The following is a 17,343-nucleotide window of genomic DNA, read 5'->3' as shown; positions in this document are numbered from 1 at the left end:
CCATGTTTTAACAGTTACACAAAAACATAAGAGTTTTAGCTTCTTTTTATTTCAAATGTTATTATTATATAGTAGCGGTATTTCTAAAACAATGATTGCCAATCAAAGTCCTAATTATATTTCTCCTGAAAAGTATCTAAAAGGAGAAGAACTCAGCCAAATAAAACACGAATATATTAATGGACAAATATACGCAATGGCAGGTGCAACTGATGCTCATGTTACCATTTCAGGAAACTTATTTGCACTGTTAAGAAATCATGTCCGAGGTAGTGGCTGTCGAGTCTATATGGCGGACATGAAAGCTTATATTGAAATAGCTAATATCTTTTACTACCCTGATGTTATGGTAACTTGTGATGCCAGAGATCGAGAATTTCAAAATTATAAAAAGCATCCTTGTTTAATTGTCGAAGTTTTATCCCAAAAAACTGAAGCTTTTGATAGAGGTGATAAATTTACCGACTATCAACAATTAGAAACTCTTCAAGAATACGTTTTAATCAGCCAAAAGCGCCAACGTATAGAATGTTTCCGCCGCAATGCTGAAGGTTTTTGGGTATTGCAAACATACAATCAAGGCAGCGAAATTCATCTGGCAAGCATCGACTTTCGCACTAGCATTGATAGTTTATATGAAGATGTGATTTTTGGAAATAATGAATTAGAAAATGAACTTTTTTAAATTAGGTAAAAACAGGGTTTTTCTTACTAGAGCGATCCTTCGCTGTATACCTTTGGGAGAAGTTACAGCTTGCTAAGTAAAATTACTCAATATTAAATATTATTTAGACTTAGTAAAATATTCACCCGGCACGCTACGCTAACGCACTTTAGCTTTTTTTACTGAAAGAGCGATCGCTCCTAAGTTTTTTATTGATAGGCGATCGCGGGATACAAAGATTGCGATCGCCTAGCCAATACCCAGCTTACCCATTAGGATAAGAAGCAGGAGGATTTGCCATGTCAACCATTGTTCAAGAACTTTACGATCAAGTTGTTTGTACCCTTTCACCAACTGAAAGACTGCGCTTGGCAACTCTTATCCTCAACGATTTGGTGCAGCAAAATCTGTCTATCGTCGAGCAAAGCGATACTTGGACTGAGCAAGATCAACTTGATGTAACCGCCTTTTCCTTGCAATACGCAGCTACCCTCTTTCCTGAAAATGAGGAGATATAACAGTGTCGTTTAATCCTGGTGATGTAGTGACTGTAGATTTTCCTGGTGTCACAGGTATTAAACGTCGTCCTGCTGTAATTCTATCCTCCGCTACTTATAATACAACCCGCCCTGATGTAATAGTTGGACTCATTACTACCCAAACAGATGCTTTAGGTGCAACTGATTACATACTGCAAGATTGGGCAATAGCAGGTTTACGAGTTGCTTCGGTTTTTCGCAGTTTTATTGTTACTCTACCCCCATCTGCTAACTTAGTTCTAATTGGTCATCTTTCAGAACGAGATTGGAAGGAAGTTCGTGCTTGCTTGAAAGTTGCTTTTGCAGATTTAGAATGATGAATAATTTAATAAAGACTCTTGAGGGTGCTTCAGACAATCAAATTTATTGATGAGATAATTAACTTAAGAATCTGACGCACTCTACCACTTTATTTGAAAAGCGATATGCCGTTCGTCAGCTACGCTAACGCACTTTACCTTTTTTCACCCAAAGAGCGATCGCTCCTCACTTTTTTATAGATAGGCGATCGCCCTCTTTGTGTGGATGCGATCGCGCTTTTTGTAAAGGGGCGATCGCGTAATCTACAGCAAAGCGATCGCGCCAACTATTGCGATCGTTAGCGTTCGCTTCAGAGATAAATGCTCTGTCTCAATCCTTCAGTTAGGCTGATTTTGAGCTAATTTCAAACGCTAATTCAGCCCGGTAGAAGCACACATCGAACGCCAAGAAGAAATTCATCTGTCCCAGAATCAACGGAGCATTCCTGTCTTGTGTCCAAGCAAAAGCCAACTCTACGGTCGAAAATCGCTCAACATTTGCCGTCAACACTAATGCCCGCGCTTCAAACCTAGCCAAATTTCCTCCTAGTGGAACAGAAAGCCTTTGGCGTTCCCAAACTGCTCCTAATCTTAAACCCATTTCGTAGGGCAATACGTTGACACTAGAACCCGTGTCTAGCAAGCCTGTCGTACTTACAGATTGATTCTGATAAGTCAGGACTATCGGCAGGTACGGCAATGTACTCAATGCACCAAAACTTGGATCTATCTGAGTGAAAGCAAATCTGACTTTATCGACCATGTGTAGCTACTTTTTCCTCTGTCAATGCCTTTGCTAGAACAGCAGCAGCTTCAAAAGAGTCATGTAAACCTTGACTAGTTACTTTGTCTCGATCTTGAACATCCAATGGGGTTAAACCGGATTCCTTTAACAGATCAGCTATTAAAAAGTGTAATAGCAAGAGCTTATCAGAATAAGATAATTTTTTGAGGAGGGGTGCAAGTTCAGTAAGAGGCATAAGGTGTTTGGTAAATTTGGGTTGTATGTATTCTAAAGTCTTGAGTTCGCACCCGCACAGCTATGCCTAAAAATATGACGCACTTTACCCACTTACAAAATATACAGAAAAAGAGGGTGAAAAATGCGATCGCACTTGAGTTTTTTATTGAGAGGCGATCGCTCTTCGATGCCCAATTATACAACCTCATTTTCGTTTAGAGGTAAACCAATCTGAGGCTTACAGTCTGTAAACGTCAATGAATCAGGGTCAAGGAAGTCGGCTAGTGCCATCTCTAGTACCATTTCGATGGAGTAGTCAATCTGTTTGGCATAATTCAAATAAGCATCGCGAATGCGTTCCGGTAACACTGCCAACAACATCAATGCGGCATCATGGCTGAGATGCTTCCTATCAGTTTGAGGGAGAGTTTGCATAGTTACGACCTTTCATCTCTACTAGGATATCTCGCATTGTATGGGGGCTGTGTCGCATGAATCAGAATGCTTTCTAGCTCATCTCCCAATTTTAGAACATCAACCATTGAGAGCGGTACGAACGCGATCGCAATGTCTCGATGGTCATAATCATCCAACCATGACCAGGTGCAGGCTTTGTGTCCGCCTCTAAATCGCTCTCGGAGTTTTTTTGCTTTGCCAATATAAAGTAGCCCATGCTCCCGATGCTTAAAGGCATACAGTCCAGGTGACAATGGGAGATCTCGAAATTCACGGGTGATTAATGCACAGGACTCAAACGGCACAGATAAGAGCGTTTGCAGTAATCTTTTGGCTTGCTCCTCAATTTCATTCAAAATCAGCCCTCACGCTCTTCAACCGCTCGACAATGTTCCATTTTAAGACTTACCTACTAATTGAAGAAGCAATTGCGCTTTTTGTAGAGAGGCGATCGCACTGTTTATATGGATGCGATCGCACTTTACCTTTTTTCACCAATAGGGCGAGCGCACTGTTTATATGGATGCGATCGCACTTACTTTTTTTTATTGATAGGCGATCGAATATGAGTATCTCTGGAGAAGGTTGATGTTATGCTTTATGAAAGAGGGTTTGAGGATAAAACACGGTGAAGAGTCGTAGCTTTACAGTCATTCTCTACAAAGAAGAGGATATGTACATCGCTGAATGTCCAGAGGTTGGCACAGTCGATCAAGGGGAAACGATCGAACAAGCGATCGCGGGTTTGAGAGAGGCAACGCGGCTCTAGTTGGAGGAATTTCCCCTACCCGAAACATCTCCTAGACTTGTAACCAGCATTGAGGTCAGCTATGCCTAAGATGCCACGGATCTCAAGCAGAGAAGCGATTCGGGCACTTGAGCGTTTGGGATTCGAGCAAGTTGTCTCCAAGTGATTTCTGGAATCGTGACGGATAGACACGCAACCGTTGCGCTGACGTTTTTGCTACCGAATGGCTCAAGCATCCCTATTGAGTTTGTTATAGATACAGGTTTCACAGGGGACTCGTAATATGTCTGACTTCAGTAAAATTAAAGATTTGAAAGCTGAGGATTGGACAATTAGTTTATAAAATCTCAATCCTAATAATTAGGCTAAAATTGAACAACTTACTAATATGAGATAAACTTAAACCTGATGACTAGTTCTATCCAACAACTCACATTACAAGACTTTTTGAAATGCCCCAATATTGAGGAGTCGCCAGCTTGGGAGTTTGTGGAGGGACAAGCAAATCAAAAACCGATGCCAACAGCTTATCATAGCATTTTACAAAAACGACTGACTGCGGCGATCGATCTATCAAATTCACCCTACGAAGCTTTTCCAGAACTACGCTGCACTCTCAGCAACAATTCTGTCGTTCCTGATATTACAGTTATCCACAAAAGCCGAATTCCTGTCGAGAATACTGCTGTTGAAGGCGCACCAGATTGGATGATTGAAATCCTCTCTCCTGACCAAAGTACTACTAAATTGATTGCCAAAATTCAAATCTGCTTGAATGAGGGAACAAAGCTAGGATGGTTAATCGATCCTACAGAACAGCTGATATTAATATTGTTACCTGATGGTCGGATTTCTTTGCTCAAAAATAGCGATCGCTTACCTGTATTACCGAACATAATGTTAGATTTGACAGCTATGCAAGTGTTTAGTTGGGTGCGCGATCGATGAAGCGTGATGTGATAGGAATCAGCCACAATAACCAACAATTCAGTTATAAACTAACCTGGCTATAATCCAACTCGAAAAACTTGTTCAGCAGTTAAATTAAAGTTAGGAAATCCTGGTGATTGAATCGAATTATTACCTTGAAATTGACTAACTTGATACTCACCATCAACCAGTTGATAAACAGAAAAAGTCGGCTGTTTCGGATTACCAATAAATCGCCTACCACCTAAACCTAAATAATCAACTATCCAATATTCAGCAATTCCCATTTCTTCATAATCACCAGCTTTTGTAAGATAGTCATCGCGCCAATTAGTACTGACTATTTCGACAATCAAACGCACTGACGAACCCATTGTAATAATAGATCCTTTTGCCCAACGTGGTTCATTTGCCACAGCTTGTCGATCTAAAACAATAATATCCGGTTCGTAACCAGACTCATCACGAAAAGGTTTAACTACGCATTCTTTAGGAATGAAGTAAGGAAGTTGATTATTGCGACATTGAAGACCTATTTCTAAGCTGAGAAAGCCCCCAAGTTCTGAATGTTCGCCTGTTGGTTTTGGCATTTCAATAATTACTCCGTTGTGCAATTCATAGCGGTGTTCTGATTTTTCGGGATACCAGTCTATGAATTCGTCAAATGTGACTTTTTTGGGGATAGATTGGGTCATAATAAAGCCTTTTTTATTACTATAACAGCAATTTTCAAGGTTAGCGATCGCTTCCTTTATAGTGATAATTTAGGAGCGATCGCTAATATTAACTTACTTATTCGGACGTTGAATTATTGTTTCTACCATTCGCTTTTTCGCTTTTGGATCGATACCAATTAAACGCACATATTCGCCATTATGTTCAGTTAAACATGATTCTACAGCTGCGATCGCCTCCGACTCCCCAGTAATTCCCGAAGCGCAACTTTGCCAAGAATTAATCCGAAACCTTCTTTCATCTACATATTCCATTCCCAAACGATAACCTTGCGCCAAAATTTGTTGCACCTGTTCCAGCGTTTCCGAACTCAACTTATTGCTAGAAACTTGCCCATTACCATTGCCATAATTACTATTAACAACTTTGGCACTTTCCGCTTTTGGTTGTTCCTTTTGAACTTGCGGGCTAATTGTTACATTTGGTCGATTATCGCCAGTCAAACGCCGCAAAACATTGTACTCTTGCACCAATCTTAAATCCTGAATTCTCTGCTGTTCTTGCGCCATTACATTACCAAATTCAATCAGCCGAGATAAACTAAAATTAGGCTTTTTAAAACTTGGTGGCCCTTCTACACTATTTACCACACGAGAAGAAACCTTTTCAAATCCAACTTCATGAATAAACTGGCGAATTTGTTCATCATAAATTCTCGCCCTCAAAGCACTGAAAAAGTCAACTGATTGATTCAGGAAAGTATCAACAAATTGTTCAATTTCCCTTGGCGAAAGCCCATCTTCTGAGAAAATACCACCAACAATACCAATCTTATCTTCGCGGTTTGGTTCCCAGTAAAACTTCTCCATCCGTCCATCTCTAATTAATGGCGCATAGAGAGTAGAAAAGTCATTTCCAGTAACAATAATTGGCACGCGATTTAAAGGGGTCGAATCATAACTTCCGGGAAGTTGCACGTTAGTTGGGTTATCAGCAATATTCATCAGTGTAGCGTTAACTAACTGAGTGTTTACTGTATATTGAGTGCCTTCATCAAATCTACCAGCGCCAGCGTCTAAATCATTAATCATTAAGGCAACCATTTTGCCTCGAACTTTAATTAATTCTGCTGCTTCTCGATAACGTAAGCGCAATAAACGTGCTGGATCTCCCGCATCTGGACTTTCTAATTCGCCGCCAGAAATATGAATTGCTTCGATACCCATGCGCTCAAAAACTAATTCACATTGAAAGGATTTTCCTTCTCCTTTTCGTCCGTGAATTCCTAAAATTAAGGGAACTCTTACCCCTGGAATTTCGAGAAAGTTTTTGGTGATATGAACTGCTAATTTGTCAAGAAACTTGGGAGAGATGTAATAAGCCATTGGTCTGTTTTTTGTGTCTCGGATTCGCGCTTTTGCTCTTTGTTAAAATTTTATAACAAATCCGCTGGTTGGGAAGATTTAAGTTTAATAATTTTGCACCGCGAAGGCGCGAAGAACGCGAAGAAAGAGAAGGAAATGAGTGAGGGATAAAGGAGATTATTGATGAGTATGATTGAGAGATAATTGAATTGGGGAATTAGATGACGCGCCAGCTTCACGACCAATTTGCTAAACAATTTTTGCAGGAGTTATTAGCGCCTTTGGGACAGGTCGAAACTAGTCTGGATGTATCGCCAGAAGTGCGTCAAGTTGATGTTTGGTTTGTTCCAGCAGCTTCGCCTTCCATCCAACCACAAGTGTTGGGTTTGTTGGGACAAATGGCATCTTCTGCTTGTTCGTTTGAACCGTTTCGGAACCAACCTAATCCTGTTGAGGTGCGAAACTGCTTGCTTAAATTGTATTCGCTACATGGCGAACTTTTACGTAAAGCGAGAAGAGAAAACAATTCTCTTTCCGAAGCGGAACTGCCTATTTTGTGGATTTTATCGCCTACCTGTTCGGCAAATTTGCTCAATGGTTTTGGCGCAAAATTAGATAGTTCTGGAAATTGGGTTGAAGGGGTTTACTTTTTGCCAGAATATCAGAAAACGGCATTGGTAGCGATTAATCAGTTACCAACTACGGAGGCAACTTTGTGGTTGCGAATTTTGGGACGTGGCGAAACTCAAAAACAAGCAGCACGAGAAATAGAAATGCTTCCGAATAACCATCCTTTTAGAAGGAATATTTTGGAAATTGTTGGTAGGTGGTACGTCAATTTGCAAGTAAGTCAAAATTTAAATGATGAAGATAGGGAGGTACTTATGAATTTATCACCAGCTTATCTGAAATGGCGAGAAGATGTAGTGCAGGAAGGGCGGCGAGAGATGGTGGAAAATTTGCTGCAAATTCGATTTGGTTCGCTCGATGAGGCGTTAGTTGGGGTGATACCGTCAATGTTGGAATTACCGTCACAAGAATTAACTCGGTTGTTGTTGACGCTTTCTCGTGAGGAGTTGTTGGAACGGTTTGGTGGGGAGGTTTAATATCGTTTACACAAATGATTGAGACAAATGAGGTAGGGGCGAGTTTAGCCAAAAACTTGAAATCTCCAACAATCAAACTGAAGTCAAAACCCGCCCTTTCCCTTACATCTGTAGCAAACATTTGGGTATTCGATACAATTGAGTGAGTGTTACAGGCTTAAGGGAACATTTAATTATTAAGTTTCTTTGAAAAATCCTAAGCTCTCTCAAAAATTTTAACAACATATATAATTTAACATCTGCAAAAATTCCCCTATATCTAACAATGACTCGCTTCATTCACGATCAATTTGCCAAAGACTGTTTAGAGGAGTTACTAACACCTTACGGACAAGTAAAACCCGCGCAAAAAGTCTCATCAGAAACCAGGGAAATCGATTTAATGTTCATTCCCAACACTCCCTCAGCCACCCTCTCACAAGATTTAGGTTTATTAGGAAGATTGGGAGAAACAGCCGCAATTTTTGAACCGTTTCGCAATCCCGTTGAACCAGAAGAAATTTGTAGTTGTCTCCTGAAAGCTTTAGAAGTTAGAGAAAGCATTCAACGACAAGCAAAGCGCAAAAATGCTCCCAATGAAACTATCAGCTTACCCCATTTATGGATACTCACCCCAACTGCATCAGCCTCTATCTTAGGAGGATTCCGCGCTATACTAGAGGACAATTGGGGTGCAGGAGTTTATTTCCTACCTCATTATTTGAGAACAGCTATTGTCGTAATTCATCAATTACCTAAAACCCCAGAAACTCTTTGGTTGAGAATATTGGGAAAGAAAAAAGTTCAACAGCAAGCAATTGATGAATTGTCGGCATTACCAGCAGGCAATATATGGCGAGAAAGAATCTTGGAATTGTTTTATCAATTACGAGAAAATTTAAACGTTAATCAAAGTTTAGCAGCAGACGATCGGGAGTTAGTTATGAGATTACAACCTTTGCTTCAGGAAAAGTTAGCTCAAGTTGAACAACAAGGCATTCAACAAGGTATCCAGCAAGGTATCCAGCAAGGTATCGAACAAGGTATCCAGCAAGGTATCCAGCAAGGTATCGAACAAGGTATCGAACAAGGTATCGAACAAGGTATCGAACAAGGAGAGCGTTTAATAGTGGAAAATTTATTAAGAGCGAAATTTGGAGAATTAGATGCAGAATTATCTGCTTTAATTGATTCGATGTTGACTTTACCTCCAGAAGAATTGGCTCTTTTGCTATTACAATTTTCCCGTGAAGAATTGCTAGGAAGATTTAGAAATCCAAATGTTTAGCTCAATTCATTAACTGTTTAATTAAAGATTAATTATGAGATTGCGCCGTCTGTATCAGGAAAAGCTAGAACAACTTGAACAAGAAGGAATTCAACAAGGTATTCCGCAAGGTATTCAACAAGGTATACGTTTAATTGTGGAAAATGTAGTCAAAGCAAGATTTGGAGAATTAGATGCAGAGTTATCTGCTTTAATTGATTCGATGTTGACTTTACCTCCAGAAGAATTGGCTCCTTTGTTATTACAATTATCTCGCGAGGAATTGCTAGAAAGGTTTGGAGGTTAATTAATAAAGTGCGATCGCACCCATCAGCAACTAAGACAACAACTACTCAAAAGTGCGATCGTCTACAATAAATACTATTAAATTTAGATAAGTTGATTTTTGTAAATGAACATTAAACCACTATCTTACGAAACACTTCCAGAAGCTATTTCCTTGGTAGATAATATTTTCCCCTACCAGAAAGATACCATGTATGAAAATGCTAGAATTGCCTTTTCTGCTAGCCTCGATCAAGATAACCCATCATCTAGATCGCTTCTTGAGCAAATGCAAATAACGGAAGCAAACTACTGGGTTGCTATTGATGAAAACTCAGGTAAAGTAGTAGGAACTACTGGATTATATACCTACGCTGAAGACGAGGCGGAAGCATATTGGTTGGGTTATACTTGTGTAGATCCAGATTGTCGCGGTCAAGGAATCGGGGCGAAACTGGTTGATTTTGCGATTGAAAAAGCGCGATCGAATGACAAAAAATTTCTTCGCTTATACACTTCAAATGTTCCAAATCAAGCCGTTGCTCAAATTCTTTACGAAAAGCGTGGTTTACTGATTATTGGGGAAGAACAGATTCAGGGAAGTAAATTTAAAAAAATCTACCGTGAACTGAAGTTATAGCACTTTTATTGATTAGCGATTCCCCAACTGTTCAATAAAAGCTTGATGTTCTGGCGTTGCCAAACCTAACTGTAACGCTGAGTTAACTTCAACTAAATTACCCGCTAATAAAGCGGGAATTGCTAACCATAAACCAGGGAAAACTTCACTTTTAATTATTCCAGCTTCATCTGCTTGTAAAGCAATATATTCTCCTTCTCTTAACCGAAACCAATCAATTCTCTGCTCATAAACTTGCCAAATTAAATATTCTTGAACTTGGTTACGACGATAGACTCTTAATTTTTCTCGCAAGTCATAAGAAGCACTACTTGCAGCTATTTCAGCAATGAATTCTGGCGCACCTTCAACATAACTATCTTCGCTAATTATTGACTGTCCACCTACTTCAATTCGCAACAGTGCATCCGGTTGCGGTTCGTTATCTGGATCGAGGCGCACTGTAGTATCAACTAACAAATCAACCCCAGGCGTAACTATCTTATATGAAGATAACCATCCTACGATATCACCGTGAGGTCTACCGTGAATAACTCTAACTGGCGATCCCATGTATACAATTCCTTCGATTAATTCGGCTTTTTTTAGGTGCGGCATTGCTTCGTAGCGACTTTCAAATTCGGTGCGAGTTAGGCGATCGCCATTTTCCAGAGGCAAAATTTTCGGTACAATTCCTCTCATAGTTCGACCTCATTTATTTGCTTTCCTTAACGCTTACTATATTAGCCAATAAAAAATCGGGGCAATTTAAAAATTACCCCTACTTAAAACTTCTAATTATTCAATTATGCAACCACAGAAATTAGAATCTGCTGGTGTTTGGTTTGTGAACGATAAAGCTTAGAACTTGGCACTGCTTCACGTTATCAAAACCCATAACGCGAATGAAACAATTGGAATACTCAGAACGGCAAGCTTTGATTTCACTCAAAATTTCATTGGTGCTGGTAGCGTTGAACAAAGGTAGCTTCCACAGAGTCCAGTAGTGTTGTTCAGGAGCAGAGCTTTCGCTGAATTCTACACCAGGAATGAAGCCGTTATCCAAAATGTATTGGAGTTGGCGGGAAATTTGAGCATCGGAGAGAGGTGGCAAATAGGAAAGAGTCTCGAAACGACGCTCTTTAGGTAAAGTTTGCATGGCTGTGTAAAAATCCTTAATTTACGAATGTCTGGAAAAGTGTTGATTTAGCGATCGGAATTATCCTAATTTGGCTCAGAAGAATCCCTTTCCTGTTCTGGATAACTACTGGAGTCAGAAATGGTGAGTTGCGTGATTCGCTCTAAATGCCCTCGCCGATGTTCCATATTGGCTTGCTCAATATTACTGCGAACCATCTCCGGTAAAAAGTCTGTCACTTCCTCTGCAAAATGCTGTCGCAAGGTCATTAACCGAAAAGCTAAGTCCTGTTTCTCATGCAGCAACGCTTCTAGAAACGCTTCTCCATCTTGAACGCTGTTCCTAGCGGCAAAGTCATTCAACCAATACGCTAGAGGAGGATTCGTTTCATTAAGCTGAGCCAATACAGTCCTCAGTGCTTGGTAAGTTAAATAACTACTCAGCACCTTAGCTGTGTCTTTCGCAACTTTTTTTAAGTCCATGTCGTGACTCCAGCCTGATAAATTTTAGACTTTAGATTTTAGATTCTAGATTTTAGACTAGGTATTCCTGCTGAGCAACAAAAAATGTTGTCAGATCTAGACATCCTAAAAACCGCCAATCTAAAATCCAAAATCCAAAATTATTACAGGGTGTCTACGGCTTGGAACTCGAACTTGATTTCTTTCCACAGTTCGCAAGCAGCAGCCAACTCAGGGGACCACTTACAAGCTTCGCGGATCACGTCGCCACCTTCACGCATCAGGTCACGACCTTCGTTACGAGCTTGGATACAAGCTTCCAATGCTACGCGGTTAGCGGTTGCACCAGGAGCATTACCCCAAGGGTGTCCCAGAGTACCACCACCGAATTGTAAGCAGGAATCATCACCGAAGATTTCTACCAACGCTGGCATGTGCCATACGTGGATACCACCGGAAGCAACTGGCATTACACCAGGCATGGAAGCCCAGTCTTGGGTGAAGAAAATACCACGAGAGCGATCTTCTTCAACGTAGTTTTCGCGCATCAAGTCAACGAAGCCCATTGTGATGCCTTTTTCGCCTTCCAGCTTACCTACAACGGTACCGGAGTGTAGGTGGTCTCCACCAGACATCCGTAAGCACTTGGCTAATACGCGGAAGTGAATGCCGTGAATCCGTTGACGATCGATTACCGCGTGCATCGCGCGGTGAATGTGTAGCAGAACACCGTTACGACGGCACCATTTCGCTAAGGTAGTGTTAGCTGTGAAACCACCAGTCAGGTAGTCGTGCATGATGATCGGGGTTTTCAGTTCTTTAGCAAACTCTGCCCGTTCCATCATTTCTTCGCAGGTGGGGGCGGTAACGTTCAGGTAGTGACCTTTGATTTCGCCTGTTTCTGCTTGCGCTTTTTCGATCGCTTCTTGCACGAACAAGAATCGATCGCGCCAGCGCATGAATGGCTGAGAGTTAATGTTTTCGTCGTCTTTGGTGAAGTCCAAACCGCCGCGCAGACATTCGTAAACTGCACGTCCGTAGTTCTTCGCCGACAAACCGAGTTTGGGTTTGATGGTGCAACCTAACAAAGGACGACCATACTTGTTCAACTTGTCGCGCTCAACCACAATACCGTGTGGTGGGCCTTGGAAGGTCTTCAGGTAAGCGACTGGAATCCGCATATCTTCCAAACGCAGTGCCTTCAGAGCTTTGAAACCAAATACGTTACCTACAATAGAGGTAAGCATATTGGTCACAGAACCTTCTTCAAACAGATCTAGAGGATAAGCAACAAAGCAAAAATACTGATTATCTTCACCAGGAACTGGTTCGACATCATAGCAACGACCTTTGTAGCGATCTAGGTCTGTCAACAAGTCAGTCCATACTGTTGTCCATGTACCAGTAGAAGACTCAGCCGCTACCGCAGCGCCAGCTTCTTCTGGAGGAACTCCGGGCTGAGGCGTAACACGGAAGCAAGCCAAAATATCTGTATCTTTTGGTGTGTAATCTGGAGTGTAATAAGTAAGCTTGTAATCTTTAACCCCTGCTTGATACCCAGATTTGCTCTGAGTCTTAGTTTGAGCGTAAGACATAATCTACTGTTCCTGGGAATGACTTGAATTTTTATCTGCCTTTTTTGGCTGTCGTTTTAAACTATATCAATAAATGTATTCTTTAAACTTCAAATTTTTTTTAGATTTTCATAACCTAAAGTTATATTATGCTGCTAAATATGAATTTTTGTTGCAACATTGATGCAAAAAGTAACATTCTATGTTTAGTTGATTGGCTGTCGATCGCAGTTTTTCCCAGACTAAATTAGTGTAGAGAGCGAGGAAAAATATTTGGTAAGGAAATGAAAAGATTGCGTCAAAGTAGGACTTTAAGCCTTAGCCTGTTAGGGATAGGAGTAATTCTGGCTCAAAGCAGCTTTGTTGTATTTGCTCAATCGGTATCTAGAGATCGATCGGTTCCATACTATATAGATAGCGATGGAGCACCACCACCAGGAACTCCACCTTTGCCAGTACAACCCTTACCTGTTAGGCAAACCGAATATCGAGTCGGGGCGCTGCAACCAGATTACACTGGCAATCTTTGGGTCGGTTCTTGGCGAGGTTTGGCTAGAATCGATCCTAATACCGGGCGAATTTTGGCTAGAGTGGCTTTACCTGATTATGCGATCGGAGCTTTAGCTCAAGATAAAGTCGGTAGAATTTGGGTGGGAACTTATCAGGGTTTACAAAGAGTAGACCCCCGAACTAACGAAATTACCGCCCAAAATTATGTCATTCCTTCTAAAAGAGTTTTATCTTTATTAATTGACAAAAGAGGCTATTTATGGGTAGGAGGCGATCGGGGTTTAGCCTTAATTAGTCCTGACCAAGGATTATTAATGACTACGCTGCAAAAATTACGCGGTGTTAGTGCAAACGCTCTCAGTCTCGATCCTGAAGGTCAACTCTGGGTAGGAACACTAAATGGTTTAGTTAGAGTTGATACAGCTAGCGCATTTCCCATCGGTGATGTTACCAATCTTCCCGGTACTACCGTGCAAGCTTTAGCTTTAGATACGAGAGGTAGTCTTTGGGTGGGAACACCAAGTAGTTTAATTGAACTCGATCCCCTTACCGGAACAGTGATTCGCGTGGTTCCAGAGTTTAACCAGCGCAACGTTACAGCCTTAGCTGTTGACGAATTAGGGAGTCTCTGGATCGGTACAGATAATGGTGTATTTCGCTACGACCCCTATCGATCTAGATTAGCTGGTCAAGTGTCAGGTTTACCCGCTGCGAGAGTTCTTTCCCTCTCTCCAGACACAGGTAATAAACTTTGGGTAGGTACTAGCGAAGGGTTATCTTGGGTAAAAGTAGATACAGGTTTTGCTACCACTCATCGCGGTTTTAGTCGCCAGTAGGTGCAGGGGGGAAATTTAAGTGTAGATTTTAGTGCGATCGCATTAAACCACGGGTTTAAAAAACTTTCTTGATGTTAATCTACTGAATAATTAGTAACAGTTAAATTCTTGTAAATGGCAGTCACAACTCAGCAATTAATTCAATATAAACAGCAAGGTCGTTCAATTGTAACGCTCACAGCTTGGGATTATGCGATCGCGCAATTGTTGGATTTAGCTGGGGTAGACGTGATTTTAGTTGGTGATTCTTTGGCAATGGTAGCTTTGGGTTATGAAACGACATTGCCAATTACTCTGGAAGAAATGATTCATCATGCTAAAGCGGTGCGTCGAGGTGTAAAACAAGCTTTGGTAGTTTGCGATTTACCGTTTTTAAGTTATCAGGAAAGTCCGCAACAAGCGATGCGATCGGCTGGAAGAATACTGAAAGAAACCGGAGTGCAAGCAGTAAAATTAGAGGGGGGATATCCAGCGATCGCGCAGACAGTTTCCTACTTAGTTGAAGCGGGAATTCCGGTGTTAGGTCATGTTGGTTTAACACCGCAGTCAGTACATAAATTAGGATACCGAAAACAGGGGAAAACCGTTGAAGAAGGAGAGCGAATTTTTCAGGAAGCGATCGCCTTAGAAGCAGCGGGAGCTTTTGCTATAGTATTAGAACATATTCCCAATGAATTGGCATTAAGAATTACCGAAAAACTCTCAATTCCTACTATTGGAATTGGTGCAGGCGTTCACTGTGATGGACAAGTTTTAGTTACCGCGGATATGTTGGGACTGACTCTCAAACAACCACCTTTCGCCAAAGCTTATGTAAACTTACAAGAAACAATTACTCAAGCCGTACAGAATTACAACAAAGAAGTCAGAGAGCGAAAATTTCCCTAAACTTTACGAGTAAATAAAGAGAAAGTTAACTCAAAACTCAAAACTTTCCCAGTCCCTAGTACCTAGTACCTAGTCCCTAGTCCCTAGTCCCTAGTCCCTAGTCCTTTCGGTTATCCACACAGAGCGCGTTACCCGACAAACGGATAAAATCAAATTAAGAAAATTAACAAAAAAGCAGGATCAATGATTCCTACCGTTATTGAACAGTCTGGTCGTGGTGAACGCGCCTTTGATATTTACTCCCGACTCTTGCGGGAGAGAATCATCTTCTTAGGTAAACAAATTGACTCAGACCTGGCTAACCTAATTGTGGCTCAGTTGCTTTATTTAGACTCCGACGACCCGGAAAAACCTGTGTATATTTATATAAATTCTCCGGGTGGTTCGGTAACGGCAGGCATGGGTATTTACGATACCATGAAACAAATTCGTCCAGAAGTCTACACTATTTGTACTGGACTGGCTGCTAGTATGGGAGCATTTTTACTGAGTGCTGGGACCAAAGGGAAACGGATGAGTTTACCAAATTCTCGGATTATGATTCACCAACCTTTAGGTGGCGCACAAGGTCAAGCAACTGATATTGAAATTCAGGCGAAGGAAATTTTGTATCACAAACGTCGCTTGAATGAAATGTTAGCAGAACACACTGGTCAGCCTTTAGAGCGTATTGAAGTAGACACAGAAAGAGATTTCTTTATGTCAGCACAAGAGGCTCAAGATTACGGTTTAATCGATCAGGTAATCGATCGGACTGCTGCTGGTAGCAAACCTGTGGCTGTCTAATTTTTGTTAAAGAGGTATGTTGTTGCGCTTTAGCGCCAGATTTAGCAATAAAGCGCAACAATTTACTAGAAAAATTTGGAAATATTTAAACTGTTCCGCGTTTAAATTAGGTTGTTTGGAAACAGAAGATAAATAGGTTTAATTTTCTCCCCTGCTCCCCTGCTCCCCTGCTCCCCTGCGATCTCAATAAGAGGTTTAAATGGGTGACAACTTAAGAGGGGTTGGGTTGAGCTTCTAGGAATTCTAGAAAGTCTTGCAACTCTTCTTTTTCTAGGTCTTGACGAGTTTTTTTGCCGTAGGTACGTAATAGATGATCGCTTCCTTGTTTTTTCGTCCAACCTAAGCGTTTAATTTGCACGTTGGTGCGAGCAATTAAATCAGAAAAATCGTCGGGACTGGTTTCTTCGCTGTTTTCTGGGGGTTGATTGCTGGTTCGATCGTCTAATTGTGGGGGAGGTGCGATCGCCATTTCTTGATCGTGACGACGGGAAGCGATTGGTGTTACTTTACTAAACGTAACAGGTGGTTCGTTGTCATCGACAAAAGAATCTACTGGAGTGAGTTTGGGTGTTTCTAAAAAGCGATTTTCTTGGCGATCGCTAAATGTAGAATCGGATTTTTCTGCTGTATCTTCTGTAACTTCCAGATGAGTTTTTGCGGGATGAGTTGTGATTTTACCAGTGGAGTGAGTGGTTTTTTCCGGTAAAGATGAGCCGAAATTACCATGATTTGACCAAGTAGGATCTGTAGTTGTTTGTCCTAAATGAGGAGTTTCGCGGTTTTCCGCAGAAAAGACAGGACGATCGGTTGTTTCCATCTGTCCCCAAGTTAAATGAATTCCCATGAGTTCCAAGGCGCGAATTCTGGCTTGGTCTTCTGCTAATTCAATGGTGTCAGCAATTGCCATCCCAGTTGCTTTGGTGACACCATCGATTTGAACTAGGGCGCGAACGACAAATTTGCCGTTATAAATTGTTAATAATTCTGAAATCAGACTACCTGTGGGATAACGAACCCGAAATTGTGCAAACATAGTTGTTAATATCCTGCTTTAAACATTGAGCATAGCTGTTTTCTTCACGACCGCTCTAAACCTACAATAGTGAAAGGATTGTTCATCCGCACGCTATCAAACCGCAACGCTTAATTGTTGAAGCACCGACCTGCTGTACCGCTGACACGCTACTCATCGCGATTACGCGAAGCACAGCGCAATGCGATCGCCCATTAGAAGCAGATTTACGGCTCTGCACTGAGT

General features: G+C 41.3%; 22 protein-coding genes and 2 pseudogenes. 14 read left to right on the top strand and 10 right to left on the bottom strand.

The window, feature by feature from the left end:
- The first annotated feature begins 91 nt into the window (after window positions 1–91).
- The 3 genes from ACE1B6_RS18600 to ACE1B6_RS18590 all read left to right on the top strand — a co-directional run bounded on the left by ACE1B6_RS18600 (window position 92) and on the right by ACE1B6_RS18590 (window position 1,520).
- Window positions 92–685: a Uma2 family endonuclease gene (locus ACE1B6_RS18600; RefSeq protein WP_413258795.1), complete on the top strand. Its 594-nt coding sequence runs from the start codon at window positions 92–94 to the stop codon at window positions 683–685.
- 278 nt (window positions 686–963) lie between these two features.
- Window positions 964–1,182: a hypothetical protein gene (locus tag ACE1B6_RS18595; protein WP_413258744.1), complete on the top strand. Its 219-nt coding sequence runs from the start codon at window positions 964–966 to the stop codon at window positions 1,180–1,182.
- Between the two features lie 2 nt (window positions 1,183–1,184).
- Window positions 1,185–1,520 (top strand): type II toxin-antitoxin system PemK/MazF family toxin, encoded by a 336-nt coding sequence (locus ACE1B6_RS18590; protein ID WP_413258743.1) that lies wholly within the window; start codon window positions 1,185–1,187, stop codon window positions 1,518–1,520.
- 325 nt (window positions 1,521–1,845) lie between these two features.
- On the opposite strand, the gene ACE1B6_RS18585 is transcribed toward ACE1B6_RS18590, so the two are convergent.
- From ACE1B6_RS18585 to ACE1B6_RS18575, 3 genes are all read right to left on the bottom strand, one after another.
- Complete coding sequence (locus ACE1B6_RS18585) at window positions 1,846–2,265, bottom strand: hypothetical protein (RefSeq protein WP_459563054.1); 420 nt, start codon at window positions 2,263–2,265, stop codon at window positions 1,846–1,848.
- Window positions 2,266–2,658: 393 nt separating this feature from the next.
- Window positions 2,659–2,898 carry a hypothetical protein gene (locus ACE1B6_RS18580; protein ID WP_413258741.1) on the bottom strand — a complete coding sequence of 80 codons (240 nt, stop codon included), beginning with the start codon at window positions 2,896–2,898 and terminating at the stop codon, window positions 2,659–2,661.
- 2 nt (window positions 2,899–2,900) lie between these two features.
- Window positions 2,901–3,173 carry a GIY-YIG nuclease family protein gene (locus tag ACE1B6_RS18575; RefSeq protein WP_413258740.1) on the bottom strand — a complete coding sequence of 91 codons (273 nt, stop codon included), beginning with the start codon at window positions 3,171–3,173 and terminating at the stop codon, window positions 2,901–2,903.
- A 134-nt stretch (window positions 3,174–3,307) separates the two neighbouring features.
- On the opposite strand from ACE1B6_RS18575, the gene ACE1B6_RS18570 reads away from it, so the two are divergent.
- From ACE1B6_RS18570 to ACE1B6_RS18560, 4 genes and pseudogenes are all read left to right on the top strand, one after another.
- Window positions 3,308–3,508, top strand: coding sequence for a hypothetical protein (locus ACE1B6_RS18570; protein WP_413258739.1), 201 nt, complete (start codon window positions 3,308–3,310; stop codon window positions 3,506–3,508).
- Between the two features lie 39 nt (window positions 3,509–3,547).
- Window positions 3,548–3,757: pseudogene (locus ACE1B6_RS18565) on the top strand (type II toxin-antitoxin system HicB family antitoxin).
- Window positions 3,750–3,821 (top strand): annotated as a pseudogene (locus ACE1B6_RS30140) (type II toxin-antitoxin system HicA family toxin); the annotation flags it as partial. The pseudogenes ACE1B6_RS18565 and ACE1B6_RS30140, both read left to right, overlap by 8 nt.
- A 254-nt stretch (window positions 3,822–4,075) precedes the next feature.
- Window positions 4,076–4,615 (top strand): Uma2 family endonuclease, encoded by a 540-nt coding sequence (locus ACE1B6_RS18560; RefSeq protein WP_413258737.1) that lies wholly within the window; start codon window positions 4,076–4,078, stop codon window positions 4,613–4,615.
- A gap of 59 nt (window positions 4,616–4,674) precedes the next feature.
- On the opposite strand, the gene ACE1B6_RS18555 is transcribed toward ACE1B6_RS18560, so the two are convergent.
- Window positions 4,675–5,292, bottom strand: coding sequence for a Uma2 family endonuclease (locus ACE1B6_RS18555; protein WP_413258736.1), 618 nt, complete (start codon window positions 5,290–5,292; stop codon window positions 4,675–4,677).
- A 93-nt stretch (window positions 5,293–5,385) separates the two neighbouring features.
- Window positions 5,386–6,657 carry a ribulose bisphosphate carboxylase small subunit gene (locus ACE1B6_RS18550; protein WP_413258735.1) on the bottom strand — a complete coding sequence of 424 codons (1,272 nt, stop codon included), beginning with the start codon at window positions 6,655–6,657 and terminating at the stop codon, window positions 5,386–5,388.
- Between the two features lie 200 nt (window positions 6,658–6,857).
- Here ACE1B6_RS18550 and ACE1B6_RS18545 point away from each other — a divergent pair, with 200 nt between their 5' ends.
- The 4 genes from ACE1B6_RS18545 to ACE1B6_RS18530 all read left to right on the top strand — a co-directional run bounded on the left by ACE1B6_RS18545 (window position 6,858) and on the right by ACE1B6_RS18530 (window position 9,913).
- A complete protein-coding gene (locus tag ACE1B6_RS18545) occupies window positions 6,858–7,742 on the top strand; it encodes a hypothetical protein (RefSeq protein ID WP_413258734.1) in 885 nt (294 codons plus the stop codon).
- 265 nt (window positions 7,743–8,007) lie between these two features.
- Window positions 8,008–9,009, top strand: a complete 1,002-nt coding sequence (locus tag ACE1B6_RS18540) for a hypothetical protein (RefSeq protein WP_413258733.1) — start codon at window positions 8,008–8,010, stop codon at window positions 9,007–9,009.
- A 34-nt stretch (window positions 9,010–9,043) separates the two neighbouring features.
- The gene (locus tag ACE1B6_RS18535; RefSeq protein WP_413258732.1) at window positions 9,044–9,295 is read left to right on the top strand and encodes a hypothetical protein; all 252 of its coding nucleotides are present in this window, start codon (window positions 9,044–9,046) and stop codon (window positions 9,293–9,295) included.
- Window positions 9,296–9,400: 105 nt separating this feature from the next.
- The gene (locus ACE1B6_RS18530; RefSeq protein WP_413258731.1) at window positions 9,401–9,913 is read left to right on the top strand and encodes a GNAT family N-acetyltransferase; all 513 of its coding nucleotides are present in this window, start codon (window positions 9,401–9,403) and stop codon (window positions 9,911–9,913) included.
- A gap of 12 nt (window positions 9,914–9,925) precedes the next feature.
- Here ACE1B6_RS18530 and ACE1B6_RS18525 read toward each other — a convergent pair whose 3' ends face one another.
- The 4 genes from ACE1B6_RS18525 to ACE1B6_RS18510 form a co-directional block, all read right to left on the bottom strand.
- Window positions 9,926–10,594 carry a Uma2 family endonuclease gene (locus ACE1B6_RS18525; protein ID WP_413258730.1) on the bottom strand — a complete coding sequence of 223 codons (669 nt, stop codon included), beginning with the start codon at window positions 10,592–10,594 and terminating at the stop codon, window positions 9,926–9,928.
- A 121-nt stretch (window positions 10,595–10,715) separates the two neighbouring features.
- Window positions 10,716–11,051: a ribulose bisphosphate carboxylase small subunit gene (locus ACE1B6_RS18520; protein ID WP_413258729.1), complete on the bottom strand. Its 336-nt coding sequence runs from the start codon at window positions 11,049–11,051 to the stop codon at window positions 10,716–10,718.
- A gap of 65 nt (window positions 11,052–11,116) precedes the next feature.
- A complete protein-coding gene (gene rcbX / locus ACE1B6_RS18515) occupies window positions 11,117–11,512 on the bottom strand; it encodes a RuBisCO chaperone RbcX (RefSeq protein ID WP_413258728.1) in 396 nt (131 codons plus the stop codon).
- 143 nt (window positions 11,513–11,655) lie between these two features.
- A complete protein-coding gene (locus ACE1B6_RS18510) occupies window positions 11,656–13,086 on the bottom strand; it encodes a form I ribulose bisphosphate carboxylase large subunit (RefSeq protein WP_413258727.1) in 1,431 nt (476 codons plus the stop codon).
- A 263-nt stretch (window positions 13,087–13,349) separates the two neighbouring features.
- On the opposite strand from ACE1B6_RS18510, the gene ACE1B6_RS18505 reads away from it, so the two are divergent.
- From ACE1B6_RS18505 to clpP, 3 genes are all read left to right on the top strand, one after another.
- Entirely contained in the window at window positions 13,350–14,411 is a 1,062-nt protein-coding gene (locus tag ACE1B6_RS18505; protein ID WP_413258726.1) for a ligand-binding sensor domain-containing protein, read from the top strand.
- 114 nt (window positions 14,412–14,525) lie between these two features.
- Window positions 14,526–15,299 carry a 3-methyl-2-oxobutanoate hydroxymethyltransferase gene (gene panB / locus ACE1B6_RS18500; protein ID WP_413258725.1) on the top strand — a complete coding sequence of 258 codons (774 nt, stop codon included), beginning with the start codon at window positions 14,526–14,528 and terminating at the stop codon, window positions 15,297–15,299.
- A gap of 162 nt (window positions 15,300–15,461) precedes the next feature.
- Window positions 15,462–16,085, top strand: a complete 624-nt coding sequence (gene clpP / locus ACE1B6_RS18495; protein ID WP_413258794.1) for an ATP-dependent Clp endopeptidase proteolytic subunit ClpP — start codon at window positions 15,462–15,464, stop codon at window positions 16,083–16,085.
- 211 nt (window positions 16,086–16,296) lie between these two features.
- Here the strand turns inward: clpP and ACE1B6_RS18490 are convergent, their stop codons facing one another.
- Window positions 16,297–17,118 carry a hypothetical protein gene (locus ACE1B6_RS18490; RefSeq protein WP_413258724.1) on the bottom strand — a complete coding sequence of 274 codons (822 nt, stop codon included), beginning with the start codon at window positions 17,116–17,118 and terminating at the stop codon, window positions 16,297–16,299.
- Window positions 17,119–17,343: the final 225 nt, after the last annotated feature.

Source organism: Floridaenema fluviatile BLCC-F154 (assembly GCF_041929135.1).
Lineage (GTDB): Bacteria > Cyanobacteriota > Cyanobacteriia > Cyanobacteriales > Aerosakkonemataceae > Floridanema > Floridanema fluviatile.
This window is presented reverse-complemented; position numbering and strand designations above follow the sequence as displayed.